General features: G+C 51.8%; 16 protein-coding genes, 2 tRNA genes and 1 pseudogene. 8 read left to right on the top strand and 11 right to left on the bottom strand.

Going from position 1 to position 17,817, the window contains the following annotated elements; translation table 11 throughout:
- Positions 1–10: 10 nt before the first annotated feature.
- Together petB and V7775_RS04365 are read left to right on the top strand one after the other, a co-directional pair.
- Positions 11–1,354, top strand: a complete 1,344-nt coding sequence (gene petB, locus V7775_RS04370; RefSeq protein WP_335750632.1) for a cytochrome b — start codon at positions 11–13, stop codon at positions 1,352–1,354.
- A gap of 12 nt (positions 1,355–1,366) precedes the next feature.
- A complete protein-coding gene (locus tag V7775_RS04365) occupies positions 1,367–2,149 on the top strand; it encodes a cytochrome c1 (protein ID WP_335751057.1) in 783 nt (260 codons plus the stop codon).
- A gap of 87 nt (positions 2,150–2,236) precedes the next feature.
- Here the strand turns inward: V7775_RS04365 and mtaB are convergent, their stop codons facing one another.
- Complete coding sequence (mtaB, locus tag V7775_RS04360; protein WP_335750631.1) at positions 2,237–3,490, bottom strand: tRNA (N(6)-L-threonylcarbamoyladenosine(37)-C(2))-methylthiotransferase MtaB; 1,254 nt, start codon at positions 3,488–3,490, stop codon at positions 2,237–2,239.
- The gene (gene dapF / locus V7775_RS04355) at positions 3,487–4,329 is read right to left on the bottom strand and encodes a diaminopimelate epimerase (RefSeq protein ID WP_443070092.1); all 843 of its coding nucleotides are present in this window, start codon (positions 4,327–4,329) and stop codon (positions 3,487–3,489) included. Before dapF ends, mtaB begins: the two co-directional genes overlap by 4 nt.
- Positions 4,330–4,426: 97 nt before the next feature.
- Here dapF and V7775_RS04350 point away from each other — a divergent pair.
- The 3 genes from V7775_RS04350 (at position 4,427) to V7775_RS04340 (ending at position 6,718) form a co-directional block, all read left to right on the top strand.
- A tRNA-Lys gene (locus V7775_RS04350) sits at positions 4,427–4,502 on the top strand.
- 573 nt (positions 4,503–5,075) lie between these two features.
- Positions 5,076–6,029, top strand: coding sequence for a retron St85 family effector protein (locus V7775_RS04345; protein WP_335750629.1), 954 nt, complete (start codon positions 5,076–5,078; stop codon positions 6,027–6,029).
- Entirely contained in the window at positions 6,026–6,718 is a 693-nt protein-coding gene (locus V7775_RS04340; protein ID WP_335750628.1) for a reverse transcriptase domain-containing protein, read from the top strand. The genes V7775_RS04345 and V7775_RS04340 overlap by 4 nt, the downstream gene beginning before the upstream one ends.
- Here V7775_RS04340 and V7775_RS24695 read toward each other — a convergent pair.
- The 5 genes and pseudogenes from V7775_RS24695 to V7775_RS04315 form a co-directional block, all read right to left on the bottom strand.
- Positions 6,678–6,803, bottom strand: a pseudogene (locus V7775_RS24695) (type IV secretion system protein); the annotation flags it as partial. The gene V7775_RS04340 and the pseudogene V7775_RS24695 sit on opposite strands and share 41 nt — an antisense overlap.
- A 1,113-nt stretch (positions 6,804–7,916) precedes the next feature.
- The gene (locus tag V7775_RS04330; protein WP_335750626.1) at positions 7,917–8,396 is read right to left on the bottom strand and encodes a plasmid mobilization protein; all 480 of its coding nucleotides are present in this window, start codon (positions 8,394–8,396) and stop codon (positions 7,917–7,919) included.
- Positions 8,393–8,779, bottom strand: a complete 387-nt coding sequence (locus V7775_RS04325; RefSeq protein WP_335750625.1) for a hypothetical protein — start codon at positions 8,777–8,779, stop codon at positions 8,393–8,395. Before V7775_RS04325 ends, V7775_RS04330 begins: the two co-directional genes overlap by 4 nt.
- Positions 8,780–8,831: 52 nt before the next feature.
- Complete coding sequence (locus V7775_RS04320) at positions 8,832–9,239, bottom strand: hypothetical protein (RefSeq protein ID WP_335750624.1); 408 nt, start codon at positions 9,237–9,239, stop codon at positions 8,832–8,834.
- A gap of 155 nt (positions 9,240–9,394) precedes the next feature.
- A tRNA-Arg gene (locus V7775_RS04315) sits at positions 9,395–9,471 on the bottom strand.
- 213 nt (positions 9,472–9,684) lie between these two features.
- On the opposite strand from V7775_RS04315, the gene V7775_RS04310 reads away from it, so the two are divergent.
- Both V7775_RS04310 and V7775_RS04305 read left to right on the top strand, forming a co-directional pair.
- On the top strand, positions 9,685–10,722 hold the full coding sequence (locus V7775_RS04310; protein WP_335750623.1) for a LacI family DNA-binding transcriptional regulator: 1,038 nt from the start codon (positions 9,685–9,687) through the stop codon (positions 10,720–10,722).
- Positions 10,719–11,945, top strand: coding sequence for a winged helix-turn-helix domain-containing protein (locus tag V7775_RS04305; RefSeq protein ID WP_335750622.1), 1,227 nt, complete (start codon positions 10,719–10,721; stop codon positions 11,943–11,945). The genes V7775_RS04310 and V7775_RS04305 overlap by 4 nt, the downstream gene beginning before the upstream one ends.
- On the opposite strand, the gene V7775_RS04300 is transcribed toward V7775_RS04305, so the two are convergent.
- The 4 genes from V7775_RS04300 to V7775_RS04285 all read right to left on the bottom strand — a co-directional run bounded on the left by V7775_RS04300 (position 11,925) and on the right by V7775_RS04285 (position 16,095).
- Positions 11,925–12,701 carry an IclR family transcriptional regulator gene (locus V7775_RS04300; RefSeq protein WP_335750621.1) on the bottom strand — a complete coding sequence of 259 codons (777 nt, stop codon included), beginning with the start codon at positions 12,699–12,701 and terminating at the stop codon, positions 11,925–11,927. The genes V7775_RS04305 and V7775_RS04300 overlap by 21 nt on opposite strands.
- Before the next feature lie 15 nt (positions 12,702–12,716).
- The gene (locus V7775_RS04295; protein WP_335750620.1) at positions 12,717–14,075 is read right to left on the bottom strand and encodes a TRAP transporter large permease; all 1,359 of its coding nucleotides are present in this window, start codon (positions 14,073–14,075) and stop codon (positions 12,717–12,719) included.
- Complete coding sequence (locus V7775_RS04290; protein WP_335750619.1) at positions 14,075–14,743, bottom strand: TRAP transporter small permease; 669 nt, start codon at positions 14,741–14,743, stop codon at positions 14,075–14,077. The genes V7775_RS04295 and V7775_RS04290 overlap by 1 nt, the downstream gene beginning before the upstream one ends.
- A gap of 119 nt (positions 14,744–14,862) precedes the next feature.
- Positions 14,863–16,095, bottom strand: a complete 1,233-nt coding sequence (locus V7775_RS04285) for a TRAP transporter substrate-binding protein (RefSeq protein WP_335750618.1) — start codon at positions 16,093–16,095, stop codon at positions 14,863–14,865.
- Positions 16,096–16,209: 114 nt separating this feature from the next.
- Between V7775_RS04285 and V7775_RS04280 the strand changes: the two genes are divergently transcribed.
- Positions 16,210–17,811: a GMC family oxidoreductase gene (locus V7775_RS04280; RefSeq protein ID WP_335750617.1), complete on the top strand. Its 1,602-nt coding sequence runs from the start codon at positions 16,210–16,212 to the stop codon at positions 17,809–17,811.
- Positions 17,812–17,817 lie beyond the last annotated feature (6 nt).

Genomic DNA, 17,817 nt, shown 5'->3' with positions numbered 1-17,817 from the left:
GAAACAACACATGTCTGGAATTCCTCACGACCATTATGAGCCAAAGTCAAACGGCGAGAAGTGGCTTCACAGCCGTTTGCCAATTGTTGGTCTCATGTATGACACGCTGATGGTCCCCACGCCGAAGAACCTGAACTGGATGTGGATCTGGGGCATCGTTCTGACGTTCTGTCTGGCGTTGCAAATTGCAACTGGTATCGTTTTGGCAATGCACTATACGCCACACGTTGATCAGGCGTTCGCAAGCGTTGAGCACATCATGCGTAACGTAAACGGCGGCTACATGCTCCGTTACATGCACGCAAATGGTGCGTCACTGTTCTTTATCGCCGTTTACGCCCACATCTTCCGTGGACTGTATTACGGTTCATATAAGGCACCTCGTGAAATCACGTGGATCATCGGTATGCTGATTTATCTGATGATGATGGGTACAGCGTTTATGGGGTACGTTCTTCCATGGGGGCAGATGTCCTTCTGGGGCGCAACCGTAATCACTGGCCTGTTTGGTGCGATCCCACTTATCGGTGAACCGATCCAGACACTGCTGCTTGGTGGTCCTGCTGTGGATAACGCTACGCTAAACCGCTTCTTCTCGCTGCACTATCTGCTGCCGTTTGTGATTGCTGGCCTTGTAATCCTTCACATCTGGGCGTTCCACACGACAGGCAACAACAACCCAACGGGTGTTGAGGTACGTCGCACGTCTAAAGAAGATGCAGAAAAAGACACGCTGCCGTTCTGGCCATACTTTGTGATCAAAGACTTGTTTGCACTCGCTGTGATCCTTGTCGTGTTCTTTGCAGTTGTTGGCTTTATGCCGAACTTCTTGGGCCACCCAGACAACTACATCGAAGCAAACGCGCTTTCGACACCTGCACACATTGTGCCTGAATGGTACTTCCTTCCGTTCTACGCAATTCTGCGCGCCTTCACCGCCGACGTTTGGGTTGTACAGCTTACGTCTTTCCTGACTGCTGGTATCGTTGACGCCAAGTTCTTTGGTGTGCTTGCGATGTTTGGTGCAATTGCCGTAATGGCCGCTGTGCCGTGGCTTGATACAAGCCGTGTTCGTTCTGGTCGTTACCGTCCGATGTTTAAGTGGTGGTTCGGCTTGTTGGTTTTGGACTTCTTTGTCCTGATGTGGGTTGGCGCTATGCCAACAGATGAGCCTTACGCGACGATCTCGTTGATCGCTTCCGCATATTGGTTTGGCTATTTCTTGGTCATCTTGCCGCTGCTTGGCGTGATCGAGAAACCTGATGCACAACCTGAAACAATCGAAGCGGACTTTGACGCGCACTATCCGCCAAAAGCGGGTAACGCGACATCAGCCGCGAAATCTGCGGAGTAAATTGAGATGAACATGATCAAAGCAACACTCCTCTCCGCCGTATTGGCACTGACTGCACCTGTCGCATTTGCGGCGGGTGGGGGTAGTGGCCACGAGATCGAGAATGTTGATTTCTCCTTCGACGGTCCATTTGGGTCCTACGATGTGAACCAGCTTCAGCGTGGTCTGCAAATCTACACTGAGGTTTGCTCAGCGTGTCACGGTCTCCAGTATGTTCCACTGCGGACACTTGGTGATGAGGGCGGACCACATCTGCCCGAAGAGCAAGTGATCGAGTATTCCAAGCAGTGGGAAACGTTCGATCCGGACCTTGATGATTTCCGCCCTGCAACACCTTCGGACCACTTCCCGAAGTCGGGATTGTCAAATGCACCTGACCTGTCATTGATGGCGAAAAAGCGTGCGGCGTTCCACGGTCCTTACGGTCTGGGGATCAACCAGTTGCTGAAAGGCACTGGCGGCGCGGAATACATTTCTGCAATCCTGCACGGCTATACTGGCGAAGAAAAAGAGCAGGCAGGCGTTACGTTCTACGAAAACCATTACTTCCCTGGTGGCTGGATTTCGATGGCGCCTCCGCTGTATGACGAAGCCGTGGAATTTGCAGATGGTCACGCCAATACGGTTGAAGCGATGTCTCATGATGTTGCGGCATTCCTGATGTGGACAGCTGAACCAAAAATGGGCGCGCGCAAGCAAGCTGGTTTTGCTGCTGTTGTGTTCCTGACGTTGTTGTCGGTACTTTTGTACCTCACCAACAAGCGCATCTGGGCGACCGTCAAACGCAAAGACTAAGCTAAGTCTTGAGATACCTAAAACGCCCGCAGATTAGTTCTGCGGGCGTTTTGCGTTTTGATGTCTGAACAGGTTGGCGGCTCAGCGCTATGCAGTAAGCTGAGTGCCCTCTTGGCCCGTGATAGTGGTGGCGACGATCGCGCCTTCGGTCTGGGGTTCGATAAATCGAACCTCCGCAAATTGGGCAGTGCGACCCATATGTGGTTTTTCCATGAGAACCTGATGCAACTGACCTACCTGAGCCGTGAGGTGGCGCTGAACCTGTACATCTCCTGATGCGCGTAATTTAGCTGCGCGCACTTTGATGATAGCACCGTTCACGGGCGGCATACGGGCCGCTGGCGTGCCTTCCCGGGCTGAGTAGGGAAACACATGCATCCAAGTCAGATCGCATTCCTCGATCAGTTTTAGCGAGTTTTCAAACATAGCATCAGTTTCAGTCGGGAAGCCGGCAATGATATCGGCGCCAAATGTCATATCGGGCCGCAATTTGCGTGCTTGGGTGCAGAAATCAATTGCGTCATCGCGTAGGTGGCGGCGTTTCATCCGCTTTAGGATCATGTCATCGCCGTGTTGCAGGGATAGATGCAGGTGGGGCATTAACCGCGCCTCAGTTGCGATAGCTTGCATCAAATTCTCATCGACCTCGATGGAATCGATCGAGCTGATCCGCAGGCGAGGAAGGTCCGGCACAAGCCGCAAAATACGCATCACCAGATCACCCAACTTGGGTGCGGCAGGCAGGTCAGCGCCCCAAGAGGTGAGGTCAACACCTGTCAGGACAACTTCGTTAAAGCCCTTGTCGACAAGTCGCTTGATCTGATCCACCACAACGCCAGCAGGAACAGAGCGGGAATTTCCACGGCCATAGGGAATGATGCAAAACGTGCAGCGGTGATCGCATCCGTTTTGGACCTGCACGTAGGCGCGGCTGCGCGTGCCAAATCCATCAATGAGATGACCTGCGGTCTCGGTCACGGACATGATGTCATCAACCTGCAAGGCCTCGGTCTCACCTATAAAGTCAGCCGCCAACCCGCGCCAAGTGTCACCCAACATCTTTTCGGTATTGCCGATCACAACGTCGACTTCATCCATATCCGTGAATGTTGTGGGTTCGGTTTGTGCCGCGCAACCCGTAACGATGAGGCGGGCATTTGGATTGGCCTTTCGCAGCTTGCGAATGTCTTGTCGCGCTTTGCGTACGGCTTCGGCGGTGACCGCGCAGGTGTTGACCACCACGGCGTCCTTAAGGCCCGCGTCGCCGGCTAATTCTTTCATGGCTTCCAGCTCGTATTGATTTAGCCTGCAGCCGTGATTTGAAAATATTGGGGTACTCATGAGCAGCTCGCGATGAAGTCTGATGTGAATGTACCGTCTGCTACATGCATGGTTGGTCCGGTCATCCAGACACCATCATCACGCCAATCTATGTTTAAGGTGCCCCCGTCTAGCTCAATGCGTACTGAGCGCCCTGTAAGGCCGCGCCTGGCTGCTGCAATGGCCGTCGCGCAGGATGACGAGCCAGAAGCCAACGTGACCCCCACACCGCGCTCCCAGACGCGCATGCGTATGTGATCAGGGCCGATGATTTGCGCAACTTGTACGTTTGTGCGCTCTGGATAAAGCGGATGATGTTCATGTGCCGCGCCAAATTCTGCCAAATCAATCGCATCGGCATCCTCAACAAAGAATGTACAGTGCGGGTTGCCCATCCCTGTGGCCACTGGGGACCCCATGATAGGCAGGGACAGCGTATCCATCTCACGCGCCAAGGGCACCTCACTCCAATCAAGTTGGGGTTGACCCATATTGACCGATGTCAGTCCACCACCAGAATCCTTGGCGAACAAATCGCCGCGAACAGTGGTCAGATGGAGATTTGTCTTGCCCGTCTCATCCATCAAGTGACGTGCAATGCAACGTGTTGCATTACCACACGCCGCCGAGGTCGAACCGTCCGCATTGTAAAATGTAAGATGTGCGTCGCCGACGCCATTTTCGATGACGGTTAGTTGGTCGAAACCGATTCCCATCTGTCTATGAGCGATTCCTTTTATCACGCCCTGGGGTAAAGGGACTTCACCCTTGCGGGCATCGACAACAACGAAGTCGTTTCCTAGGCCATGCATCTTCATGAATGGCATCGGGGGAGGGGAAATCTGGCTCATGATGGGGATATAGCGACGGTGTAATAATTATTCCAGCACTGCAGTGATATTTCGTGCGTTATGGGGGTTGACCCGGTCGGCCCAGCTTTCTAAATACCGCTGCAGTGGGCCTGTAGCTCAGTTGGTAGAGCAACTGACTTTTAATCAGTAGGTCTCCGGTTCGAACCCGGACGGGCTCACCATAGATTTCAACGGGTTAGTAGTTTTCTGCTAACCCGTTTTTTGTTTGTAGCAACCACCTAGCTACCACCCTGCATGAAAAAGCGTAGAATTCTGTGATAATCCGTGCGCGAACGGCATGAGTTATTCCACCGATGGATTAGATTTCAAGCTATTGATATTAATTGTAAATTTGACTTTTAGTCGATTTTCAGTACACTGTATTTGACAGCATAGCACGCAGTAGACCTGTGTGGCGTGGTGTCAACTGCTATGAATCATACTCAACGCACTGATTTCAGTGTTGAAAATTTCCGCTACTACTCGGCTGAATGAACCGGCATTCTTGCCGTCGAAATCGATACCATCGGGTCGCGACTCATCCGACGCTTTACAACACGGGAGAACAGCGCTAATTTTTGTATGCTCTTTACGCGTTGTGCTAAGCAGCACGGTCAGGTGTATAGCCAGACCCAAATTTATTGGCGGCACTTTGGCGCGATAAGAAGAGTTTTCTCTTATCGTCCCGCTCGGCGCTCCTTCGATAAGAGAAAACCCTTCTTATCGCTTCTTTAAGGGTATTGAGCCAAATATAGATGAACTTGGACATTTTGGATCCACGCGACAACTTTATCCAACTAGTTGACCTGAAAAACTCAAAAGTTCAGCTGGAGCCGAGAATATTGTTTATTTGTGGCGGCCCTGTGGACGCAACAAAGCTGACAAACCATTCGATTCGCAACATGTTTATGAACTTGAGCGGCGGCCTCGAAAGCAAGGCAGACGGGTTTGTGTTAGCCGAAAATTTTCAAGATTGGGAACGTGGCTATAAGAGCCTCTCAGAGTTTGAAAATGACATCGCATTCATCTCCTCACTCGTAGTAATAATATTGGAAAGTGAGGGAGCGCTAACTGAGTTTGGGTTGTTCTTCGCTAATAATAAGCTTCGCGAAAAGTTAGTTGTAGTCCTGCATGACGAATTTCATGAGTCAAAATCCTTCATCAAGTTCGGACTTCTCAATCCATTGGAACAGAACGATCAAGGCTCTGTGCGTGTTTACAAGATTGATCACCGAAGAATCGAAAACGTAGAGAAATCTGAAGTCAAAGATATCTTGGACGATGTACTTGAACACTGCGAAGGAAAAAATCGAACTGAAAAGTTCAACGGCGCTGATCGAGGCCGCCTGATCTTTCTCGTCTTTCAGATAATTGATCTTTTTCATGGCCTGACAAAAACCGAAGTTAGGTTATACCTTTCTGGCATGAACGCTACACTTTCAGGTGCCGAGCTGGATTCGGCACTGTACATACTTCAAAAGTTCAACCTCCTGAAAATGGAGAAAAAATCGTCACAGTATTTCTACTATGTGCCATCCGGCTTAGCGGACCGGATCGATCTGAGTTTTTTGTCGCCTGATCGGCGTTATGACACGGCAACCATAAAAATAGCTGTAGCAGAATACTATAGAAGCGCTGCAATGGTCGACGCCAGCCACAAGCGGAGATTGAAGGTCTTAGAATCGGCAGCAAAGGGTGGCGCAAAATGAGTGTTTCAGAACTTATCTGCGCGCGCTTTTCATTCTCTCCGTTGGAGTTGCGGACCTATGCACGGACCTGCCCTTACCGCTATAAAACCTATCCCATTGATAAGCGAAATAGCGACGAAAAGAGGTGGATTTCACAACCCTCTAAAGATCTGAAGGCGGTTCAAAGGCTAGTACTTTCTGAGTTTCTTATGCCAAAACTTATAGTCCATGATTCGGCAAAAGCGTACAAGGCTGAGACTAACATTCTCGACAATGCTAAGCCTCATCTAAAGAATCAATTTCTCTTGAAGATGGATTTTCGGAACTTCTTCCCTTCGATCAAATCTGATGATTTCGTCACATACCTACTCGAAAAGGGTATCGTTCATAATGATGTTGAAGCTGGCCTACTTGGGGAAATATTTTTCAAGCACGAGGATGGTGAATTCGTTCTGAGTATTGGGTCGCCAGGTTCCCCAATCATTTCTAACGCATTAATGTTCTCGTTCGATAAAGAAATTTCAGACATTTGCGGTAAAGAAGAGGTGGCCTATACTCGTTATTCCGACGACATATCATTCTCTACAAATCGACGTGATCTTCTTTTCACTTGGCCCGCGAAGGTTGAAGCCGTAGTCGCCGGGCTTCGCGGTCTGCGGCTGGAAGTAACACACCAGCGATTACAATTGGATACAGCGACCATGCGATGAGTGCCGAAAGCCATCTGTTAAAGTAGTCTTGTGTGACTTTGAATAGTGTCAGTGTGATCATGACTGGCGCGATTCAGACAAGAAGCGTCACCACCATCTTCGAAAGCACCAACGTGTGCATCTTCGGTTCGAACCAGCTCTTCACCGAATATGCTGTGATCGTCACGCTCATCCCCAAGCAGCAAGCTATCAGCGCCATCCAAACCAAAGGCATCGAGGCCGTCTTCTCGGTGTTCGCGCTCCGCCGCATCAGATGCTTCCTCACGCGCAACAGATACGTTTCTGTATCGGTCTTGATTATAGCCAGCCCGCTTTCGGCAATGGTCTTCAAATCGGCCCTGAAGCTCTGCAACTGAGCTTCCATCAAGGCGGCGTTCTCGCCGCGCATCTGCTCTAGGTCCGCGTTCAGCTTCTCGCTCAATCGCTGTTTCGGCTGTCCAGTCTTCATGGGAAAATTCTCCTTTTAAGCGGCACCGCTCATTGGTGTCAGGGTCTTTGACCGTCAGGTAATTCTTGCCAGCACGAGGGACTTCGAAGCCCGCTTCTTTAAGCGCCTCGGTCAGCACGGCCCGATCCGTGATCAGACCCTCATATATCTGATCACGGATCCAGCCGTGGAGCGCCTCACGTCCCGGAGCGCGGTCCGGTGCCTCAGCCACCTTCTTCGTCTCGGCTGTACGAGCAGCATCCATTGGATCGGCCCAGTCGTTTTCCTTGTTCATCAGATCACGGAGACTATCGAAGGCACGTTCGTATCCTGGCGGTGCGATGTTCAGGCTTCGACCGCTGTGTAGTTCCATGCGCGGTGTGCAGAAATGCAGCTCAACGCGGCCTTCATGCGTGTGCCGCACCCACATGCAGGCGTGTTGGTCGCCATCGAGGCCAGCGAATGCCAACTCCTCGAAACGATCAATCACATACCGCTGTTCTTCTTCGCTTGGTTTGTCACCACCGGCAAAACTTATGACACAGGCGCGATAGCTCCAATTGTGGGGGCAAACATCAATCAGGTCGGTCATAATTGCAGCATCGCCGCGAAGAACCGCAGGCAGTGGATCGTGGGTTAAATGCTTTGGCTGCCCACTGGCATCGCGGATCAAGTCGCGGTTCTCATCATAGGCAAAAACGGTGCGGGCTGTCAGGTAGTCGACAGGTCCAGCACCGCCACCTTTGCCGTTTGGAAAGAACTTGAGCAGCATCATGACGCCTCGCGGTGGGCATCAATGATCTGTTCCAACTGCCGTTCAATCCCAACGAGCGCAGTGGTCACGCGTAGCGCATCAATCTGTGACGCATGGCCAGCACGCACCGCCGTGTTTAACCAGCGAGTCACCTGGTTGAGATTGCCACCGTAGCGCGACACGGCCAGCACCAAGGATGGATCAACGCGTGGCAATTTGCGCCTACGCTTTGGCTCCGTGCCGGTGGCGAGCTGGCGAAGGAAAGCTGACATGGACAGGCCGCGATCTTTGGCAGCCTGCCGGATCAGCGCCTTCTCTGCAGCCGAGCAATAGAAGAACACCGCTTCTGGTTTTGCGGCTGGACCTGGCTTCGTGGCAGGTCGGTTGGGGTTCGAAGGGGAGGCTTGCCGCCCCTCGCAAGGTCCCGGTTCAAAGGTCGCAGACCTAGAACTGGGTCGCCTTGCTGTTTCCCTATCTGCTGGTGCGATCTTGTTCATGATCTTAGCCCAGCGGCTTGGACTTGGGCCTCTGTCACCAGCTTGGACGCTAGCAACGCGGAGACTTGGGTTGGCGTGATGTGCTGGCACATCGGATGGCTATCGCTGATCCAGCAGGCAAGCCGCGCATGGTGATCGGCGGCCACAACCTCAGCTTCCTTCCGCTTGGCACGGATATCCTCGATGTATCCTTGCCAGCGCCGCGTCTGAAACCAGTTGTCGGAAAAGCAGACTCTCGAACGGGTGAAGCCTGCGCTTTCGGTCGCATAGGCTTGGACGGCCAGCAACATCTCTGCTGCTGCGATACCTTCGTTCACGGCCCCTTCGATCTGGGTAAGGCAAGCTTGTTTGTCACGAAGACGATCCGATGGATAGGCAGCCAAGATCTTCCCAGCCTCTAAGCCATCTGCATCCTCGCGCTTGCGCGGTGGTGGTTTAAGGATAGTTTGGGGTCCGCTGTGGACCAGGTACCGGGTCCACCATGGGCTGGGTTCCGGGTTCGGTCTGGACGGGGGCCACAGTGAACCCGGTCTCTATGTCTGATTCTCTTGTCAGTTCGAGAAGCATAACTTTGGCCAGTATCAGGCGATAGACGATGGTGTGACCGTTCTTGCATCTCTTCTTCTGACCCGTCTCAATCAAGATCCCTTCGTCTAGGAATTCCTTGATCGTCCGCTTCACAGTGCTTGCGCCAAGCTCGGTATGGCGCTGGATCATGCCCTTAGAACACCAGATGCCCGAGCCGTCGTCACTCGCCTTGTCAGCCAAGAACATGATGATCTGTTTGCGTGGAGCACTCCCAAACCTGCGTTCAGCGCATTCCTTTGCGACGCGCCAGCTCATCGAGAGGCCTCAATAACCGCAAGGGCCCACAAATTTTGTACAGGTTTTGTACAGGAATTTGGTGATTTTAGCCGACATCGGCCTGCATCGCCGCGCAAGTTTCTGCAAGCGCCTGCACAAAGCCCTGTAAATACGTCATATTTTAAAGGTGTTTTTGGTGACCCCGATTGGATTCGAACCAATAACCTGCCCCTTAGGAGGGGGCTGCTCTATCCAGTTGAGCCACGGGGCCGTTGAGGTGTGGTTATCCTAGTCTTGATCTCTATTCCAGAGTGGGAACATCATAAGTTGGTTTTGAAATGAGTCTCACAGTGGACTGGAGTCGAAAGTTGACTGGTTGCCGCGAAAAGGCAACTGGGTATGTAATCACACAGATCGCTGATTGCCTGTCACAACCTTATTCACTACGCTAACATTAACGATAGTCGTAAGCAGGAATACCAATTTGTCCCAAACGCACAAACGCCCACTCACCTTGCGCGATGTCTCTGAGGCTTGCGGTGTTTCTGAAATGACGGTGAGCCGCGTGCTCCGAAAGAGTGGGGACGTTTCGGCTGCAACCCGCGAGCGGGTTTTGATCGCAGCTAAAGAGTTGGGCTATGTCCCAAATCAGATCGCCGGATCGCTTGCTTCCCAGCGAGTCAATTTGGTTGCCGTGATCATTCCATCCCTGAGCAATATGGTCTTTCCCGAAGTACTCAATGGGATAAACTCAGCCCTTGACGACACGCCCTTACAACCCGTTGTCGGTGTCACCGATTACCGCCCTGAGAAAGAAGAGCAGGTCTTGTATGAGATGCTGTCGTGGCGCCCATCTGGTGTGATTATCGCTGGGTTAGAGCATTCCGAGGCAACGCGGGCGATGTTGTTGAATTCGGGTATTCCTGTTGTTGAGATCATGGATGTTGACGGCAATCCGGTTGATGCGATGGTCGGTATATCACACCGTCAGGCTGGGCGCGATATGGCGCGGGAAATCTTGCGTGAAGGGTATGAGCGGATTGGCTTTCTGGGAACCAAGATGCCACTAGATCACCGTGCTCGAAAGCGTTTTGAAGGTTTCACTGAAGCCTTGGCAAAAGAAGGTATCGAGATCGAAGATCGGGCCTTTTACTCGGGTGGATCTGCGCTGCTCAAGGGACGTGAGATGACCAAGGAAATGTTGGCGCGTTCCCCTGATCTCGATTTCCTCTATTACTCAAATGATATGATCGGTGCGGGTGGGCTGCTTCACCTGTTGGATGAGGGCATCGATGTTCCTGGTCAAATTGGCCTTGCTGGTTTTAACGGTGTTGAACTGTTGGCGGGGCTTCCCCGTCAGTTGGCGACAATGGATGCTTGCCGCCGCGAAATTGGAGAACAGGCTGCGAAGATCATCCTCAATGCATCCAGCCCTGAACCAAACGCTGATGTACCCAATACAGTGATCATGAAGCCGACGTTGTCACTTGGAGATACGCTGCGCCGCCGACGTCGCGGATGAATCTCCCACGTCTAAGCAATATTGCTGCGAGGCGTATTTTCCTGGACCGGCATGCACTGCTTGAGACTCCTCAAGGGGCAGCAGATAGCACTGGATTGTTGTCACTGATTGAACGACTTGGGTTTGTTCAGCTTGATAGTATCAACACTGTGGCACGGGCACATGACTTGATCCTGTTCGCCCGCAAGCCGCGTTACCGCACTGACGATTTGAAGCGTCTCTACGAGCGAGACAATGGGTTGTTTGAACATTGGACGCACGATGCGGCGGTGATCCCGATTTCCTATTATCCGCATTGGGAAATGCGACGCACGCGGGACTCTGCAAAGTTGCGTAAGCAATGGCGCAGCTGGCGGCGCGACGGATTTGAAGAACAGCTGCAGGGCGTATTGGATCACATTCGAGAAAATGGCGCATGCGGATCATCCGATGTGGGGCAAGGCGAAAAGCGCGGCTCAGGCGGTTGGTGGGACTGGCATCCTTCAAAAACGGCTCTCGAATACCTTTGGCGTAGCGGGTCGCTCCATGTTGTCGGGCGTCAGAACTTCCAAAAGCGCTATGATCTGGCAGAACGAGTATTGGCACCTCAGCTCCATTCACCCGACAGGGCACTGACGGAAGCGCAAACAATTGAATGGTGCTGCTCAGGGGCGTTGGACAGGCTTGGCTTTGCTACATCGGGTGAGATTGCTGCGTTCTGGGCACATGTGACTTCAGCGGAAGCGAAGGGGTGGTGCATGGACGCGCTCAAGGCTGAGCAGCTTGAAGAGATTGAAATCACGGGCACAGATGGCACACTCAAGCGCGTGTTTGCGCGGCCCAATCTTTGCGACGATCCTTCCACCGCGCAGGCTGCACCGCAGCGCCTTCGCGTCCTTAGCCCATTTGATCCAGCCCTGAGAGACCGTAAGCGGGCAAAATTCTTGTTTGGGTTTGACTACCGGATTGAAGTATTTGTCCCCCAAGCAAAGCGGGTTTTTGGTTACTATGTTTTTCCACTGTTGCAGGGTGATCGTCTGGTTGGCCGCGTCGACATGAAAGCCTTTCGAGGCGAAAACACTTTGCGGGTCCGTGCCATCTGGCCCGAACAAGGTGTTGTATGGGGCAAAGGGCGACATGCCGCATTTGAAGCCGAACTAGACCGGATCAAAAAGCTGGCGGGTGTGGAGAACATCGAATTCGAAGACGGCTGGCTGAGGCCTTCAGCTCAACACCAGTTCTGAAAGCTCGGTGGCGGCAGCCTGTAACCGCGGCAGATGGGCCTTTAGATCGTCTAGCGTAATACGTTGCGTTGGGGCATGGACCGATAGTGTGGACATCAGCCGCTTTTGAGCGTCGAACAATGGCACAGCTACCGCGACCATTCCGTCCAAGAATTCTTCGTTGTCAGTGGCGTAGCCATTATCACGGATCGTCTCGATTTCGGCAGCCAAAACGGCAGGTTCAGTATACGTGTGATTGGTGTGGGGATTCAGTGTGACGATGTTGAGATATTTGGCAAATAGCCGAGGCTTTAATGAACTAAGATACATCTTACCGCTTGCTGTGCAGTGGAATGGTACCTCAGTACCGACAGGCAATTGAATCCTCAGCGGCCACTTTGTTTCAACTCGGTCAAGATAAACCATCGCGTGGCGTTCAGGGATCGCAATATTGCAGGTTTCACCGACATCTTCCGCCAACGCATTCAGTACAGTCTGACGCACCATTCGGATCCGTGAGGTCGACAAGATCGAGCTAGCCAACCTACGCAGACGCACCCCCGGCGCGTACGAGCGACCGTCAATATCGCGCTGTAGAAAACCTTCCTGCTCAAGCGTATGAAAGAGACGATGAATGGTCGGTTTGGGAAGGCCCAGAACCTCATTCACTGCAGTAGGCGTAATGGGTACCCCGACCCGTGCAAGTTCTTCCACCAGCAACAGCAACCTCAAATTGGTTGGGATTGTTTTGTCCGTGTGGTTGGCATCGTCATGCATGGGTCAGGGTAGTCCTTATCTGCTTGGCAAAAGAAATAGTGCCAATTCAGGGGTCAGAGCTACGATAACCCAGACACTTATCAAAGCAATAAGGTAGGGAACCGTGTACTTCAACAGGCGGAAATAGGGGACGCCTGTGACTCCACTTGCCACATAAAGATTCAAACCATAGGGCGGTGTGATGAAACCAATCGATGCACCCACAAGGAAGATCACCGAAAAGTGGATCGGATCAATGCCTACAGACGCCGCAATGGGAGCCAAAATCGGAGCTAGAATGATTGTCACTGGAAGCGACTCGAGGATCATTCCAGTAACAAACACGATGGCCATCGATGTGAATAACACGGCGTGATAGCCGCCCATCCCTGTCACAAATTCACCGATGAATTCTTTTGCGCCCAAGGATGACATGACCTGTTGCATTGCAACAGACACCGCAATCAGCGGCACCAAAATGCCAGTGATCTGAGCGGAGCGTGATACGATGTTTGGCAGGTTCAGTAAGGTGAACCCCTCTACCACAAACATAGAAGCGACTGACTTTTCCTCTACTGGAGTATCGGAGTTGTCGCCCATGATCTTGTTAAGCGGGTAACTGATCATGCCAACGATGATACAAAAGCCCACCGTCACGCCAGCAGCTTCGGTTGGTGAGAACTTACCAGAATAGATGCCCCATAGAACCAGACCAATTGCGAAGAAACCCAACCATGCCCCAATTGCCGTTTTTATAACGCGCATCGGTGACAACCGGATAAGGAAGCCCCAGCCGTTGATCGTGCAGATGATAAAGGCTGCGGTCATCATCGCGAGAACCATCATGGCACCCGGAATGATACCTGCGATGAACAGATCAGAGATCGGTAAGTTCAGTAGGAAACCGTAAACGATGAAAATGATGGAGGGAGGGATGATGATCCCGACCGTACCGCCAGCAGCGGCGGTTGCCGCTGAGAACCGCTCGTCGTATCCGCCTTTGACCATTTCTGGATGAAGCATCGAGCCGATCGTCGCTGTCGTTGCTGAGTTTGATCCTGAGATCGCAGCGAACAAACCACATGCGGCAAGTGCTGCCATGGCCAAACCGCCACGCAGCCAACCAAGGCACGAATAGGCAAAATCAGATAATCGCCGTGCGATTCCTGATTGGTTAATCAGGTCACCTGTTAGGATAAACAGTGGCATCGCAAGCAAGGCAAAGCCCTTGTTAAAGACATTGAGCAACTCGTTGCCTGTGTTGTCGAGCGGAAGGTCGATGACAAAACTACAGCCAACAACCCAATAAAAGATCACTAACAAGACGGGTGTGCCCAGCATAAAGAATATCGTCACACCAAGAGAAATGAGTGTGATCCACGTTGCGTCAGCCATCAGGTATCCCCTCCGATTACAGCTTGCTTTATGATCGGATTGCCTGATTTGAAATTACCCCAATCTTCGATCCAGTTCCCGACAACACGGCCGGACATCAGGACAAAGGCAATCGGAACCGTGATATAGAACCACCACTTCATGACGTTATCCACGCCATCTACCATTTGGAAATTGTCGGCCGAATACGCGGTGAACCGCAGAGATGTTGTGATTGCGAGCAAACAGAAGCCAAGCCAAAGGATCGTATCCAAGGACAAGGCGCTCATCTGGCGACTTGGGCCCATCTTGGACCGAAATTCGCTAAAGCTTAGATGCGTGCGGAGCTTCACATTATAGGAGCACCCGAACCACGCCATAATCATAAACAAGAACGGTGGAACCGTTGTTGAGCCAGACCATTGGTTGGAAAAAACAAACCGATCAATCACACCCCAAAAGATAATCGCGGCGATCATCAAGTAAGCAACAACCGAAACACCGCGTTCCAGATGGCGTTCAATGAACGGCACGTTCTTAAACAACAGATGCGCTAGATAGCCACCTATAAGAGTTACAAACGCGCCGAAAAGCCACATGCCATCCGAATAGAACGCGCTTTTCATCTCCCATGGATCGCCGGAAAGAATGGCAGGCACAACTGACCACGCCTCAGACCAAATCGACATAGTTATCTCCCCTTTTCGCTATCCAGTCCCGCACTGAATATCGACCCTTTTTGCCTGCACATGAAACTGAAATAGCCGACCCGCGTCTTGCGGATCGGCTAAGGTCTTACCTAATTAGATTAGGCTTTCCACCAGCGACGTGGCTCAACGTTCTCTGGCAGAGTATTGCCATCGATTGTACGAACTTCGTCGTAGATCTCCTGATACGTGTCGTGTCCACCGGACCAACCGTTCAGGCGCTCGCGCCACTGTTCCCACAGCTGCGGCTGGAACTCAGGTGAACACATTTCTTCGGCTTTCTTGATTTCTGCGTCAGACAAGAATGCGTTGCGCACATTGTTCTGAGCAAAAATTGTACCTGGAAGCTGTGGATCAGACTGACCAACAGTTTTCACAAGTGCTGCCTCGTTTGCGGCCTGAACGTGTGTTTGTGCCCAGTAGGAAGATTCCAAAACAGCATCTTGCAGATCGCCGGAAAGACCATCGAAAACAGATGCGTTCATGGACGTCGCTTCAGTACCGCAGAAGAAGTTCAAGTGAACTGACTGAGACACAACAGGCGCCATGTTTGCATATGCAACCGCAGATGCCCAAGTTTCCGCACCATCAATCAGGCCCTGTTTTAGACCATCAAGAGTTTCTTCCCATGCAACCGGAACAGGGTTCAAGTTCATAGCCTTCATCGCGATGCGACCAAGTTGTGTACCTGTTACGCGGTTCTTTGTGCCAGCAAGCTGATCAACGGATGTAACCGTTGGCTTATCTTCCCATGACAGACCCAACTGGATGCCGCGCAGTTCTGCGTGTGAGAACAACAATTTCAGGCCGTGACGTTTTTCATAAGGCTCACGAAGCAACTTTGCGGATGCTGGTGAATACAAGAAGTGGTATTGGTCCGCGCGGTTACGGAACATGTATGCATAATCCAACACGTTCAGATATGGTGCGCCGCCAGCAGAGTTTTGCGTGGACGCCGCATAAAAATCAACGATCCCTTGCTGACATTTTTCAACGCATGAGGTTTGGCCACAAATTTGGTTGTCGCCGATAAATTCGATTCGAATCTCACCATCGGTACGTGATTCTAAATCACGAGCGAATTCCAGCGCACCCGCACGTTCGATCAAAAGGTTGCGTGCGTTAAAGCCCGCAGCACCAAATTTAAACGTGTGCTTTGCTGGTTTCGCGAAGCGCTTATCATACGTCGACTCAGCAGCAGTGGCCAAGTTTGCAAGGCTCATTGCGCCACCAAAGCCGCCAGCGGCTAGCAAGGTTGAGCTCATTCCGTAGCGACCTGCTACGCGAAAAAGATCTCGGCGTGAGATACCCTTTAAGTTATTTTGTGTCGTCATTGTCGTTCCTCCCGTTAGGTTTTGTCAATTAATGAGACTTTTTGTTTCAAAAAAGACTAGCTTGAATAGTTCGTTCTGTATAGAAATTTCTTTAACGCAGTAGAGGATTCCAGAATGGACGCAGATTTTATCGTTGTAGGCGCAGGTTCTGCAGGGTGTGTTCTGGCCAACCGGCTCAGCGCGAACCCACGCAACAAAGTGGTTTTGCTGGAAGCAGGTGGCCGAGACTGGAACCCTTGGATTCACATTCCGGTTGGATACTTCAAAACGATCCACAATCCGTCCGTTGACTGGTGTTACAAGACGGAACCTGATCCGGGGTTGAACGGGCGATCACTTGATTGGCCGCGCGGCAAGGTTTTGGGTGGGTCATCTTCCTTGAACGGTTTGCTGTATGTACGTGGACAACCGCAAGACTATGACCGTTGGCGCCAGATGGGGAATACTGGATGGGGTTGGGACGACGTGCTGCCGCTTTTCAAACGTGCTGAAAAAAATGAACGTGGCGCAGATGAGTTTCACGGTGATCAAGGGCCACTATCAGTCTCTAATATGCGTATTCAGCGCCCAATCACGGATGCCTGGGTCGCCGCGGCACAAGCGGCTGGGTACAAGTTCAATCCTGATTATAATGGCAAAGACCAAGAAGGCGTTGGGTTTTTCCAGCTTACCGCGCGCAATGGGCGACGTTGTTCAACGGCGGTGGCCTATCTCAATCCCGCCCGCCAACGTGAAAATCTACAAATCATCACACATGCGCAGGTTGAGAAAGTTGTCCTTGAGGGAAAGCGCGCTGTCGGCGTGCAGTACAAAGACAAGTCAGGCACCGTGCACACGCTGCGAGCCTCTAAGGAAATCATCCTGTCTGGCGGGGCTATCAACTCGCCACAGTTGTTGATGTTATCTGGAATTGGCGAGGCCGAGCACCTGCAAGAGCACGGTATCGAGGTCAAAGCAGACCTGAAGGGCGTCGGAAAAAACATGCAGGACCACTTGCAAGCGCGACTGGTTTACAAAACGCATGAGCCAACTTTGAACGACGAAGTTTCTAGTATGTTCGGGCAGGTCAAGATCGGACTTAAATACATGATGTTTCGCGCTGGCCCGATGACAATGGCAGCAAGTTTGGCCACGGGGTTCTTGAAAACACGGCCTGAAATGGAAACGCCGGACATTCAATTTCATGTTCAACCCCTTTCGGCCGAAAACCCGGGCAAGGGGGCGGACAAATTCTCTGCATTCACCATGTCAGTTTGCCAGTTACGTCCAGAAAGTAAGGGAGAGATCAGGCTCGCGTCATCTGACGGGCGTGCCTACCCCAAGATTATTCCCAACTACCTTTCGACAGAAACCGATTGTCGAACAATTGTTGAGGGCGTGAATATCGCGCGGCGCATTGCACGCAATGCTCCGCTGACGTCAAAGATTTCGACTGAATACCGCCCGAACCCAGATCTGGATATCGAGGATTATGATGCGACCCTAGATTGGGCGCGCAATAACACTGCATCCATCTATCACCCAACGGGTACCTGCAAGATGGGGAATGATCCTTCTGCTGTCGTAGATGCGCGTTTGCGGGTGCATGGTATTGCAGGTCTAAGGGTTGCTGATTGTTCAATCATGCCAGAAATTGTTTCAGGCAATACCAACGCACCTGCGATCATGATTGGGGAAAAGGCCAGCGATTTGGTGTTGGAAGACAACCCAACATAATGGGTT

Source organism: Sulfitobacter sp. (assembly GCF_036960155.1).
Classification (GTDB): Bacteria; Pseudomonadota; Alphaproteobacteria; order Rhodobacterales; family Rhodobacteraceae; genus Sulfitobacter.
The sequence above is the reverse complement of the archived record's forward strand: the minus strand, read 5'-3'. Positions and strand labels throughout refer to the sequence as shown.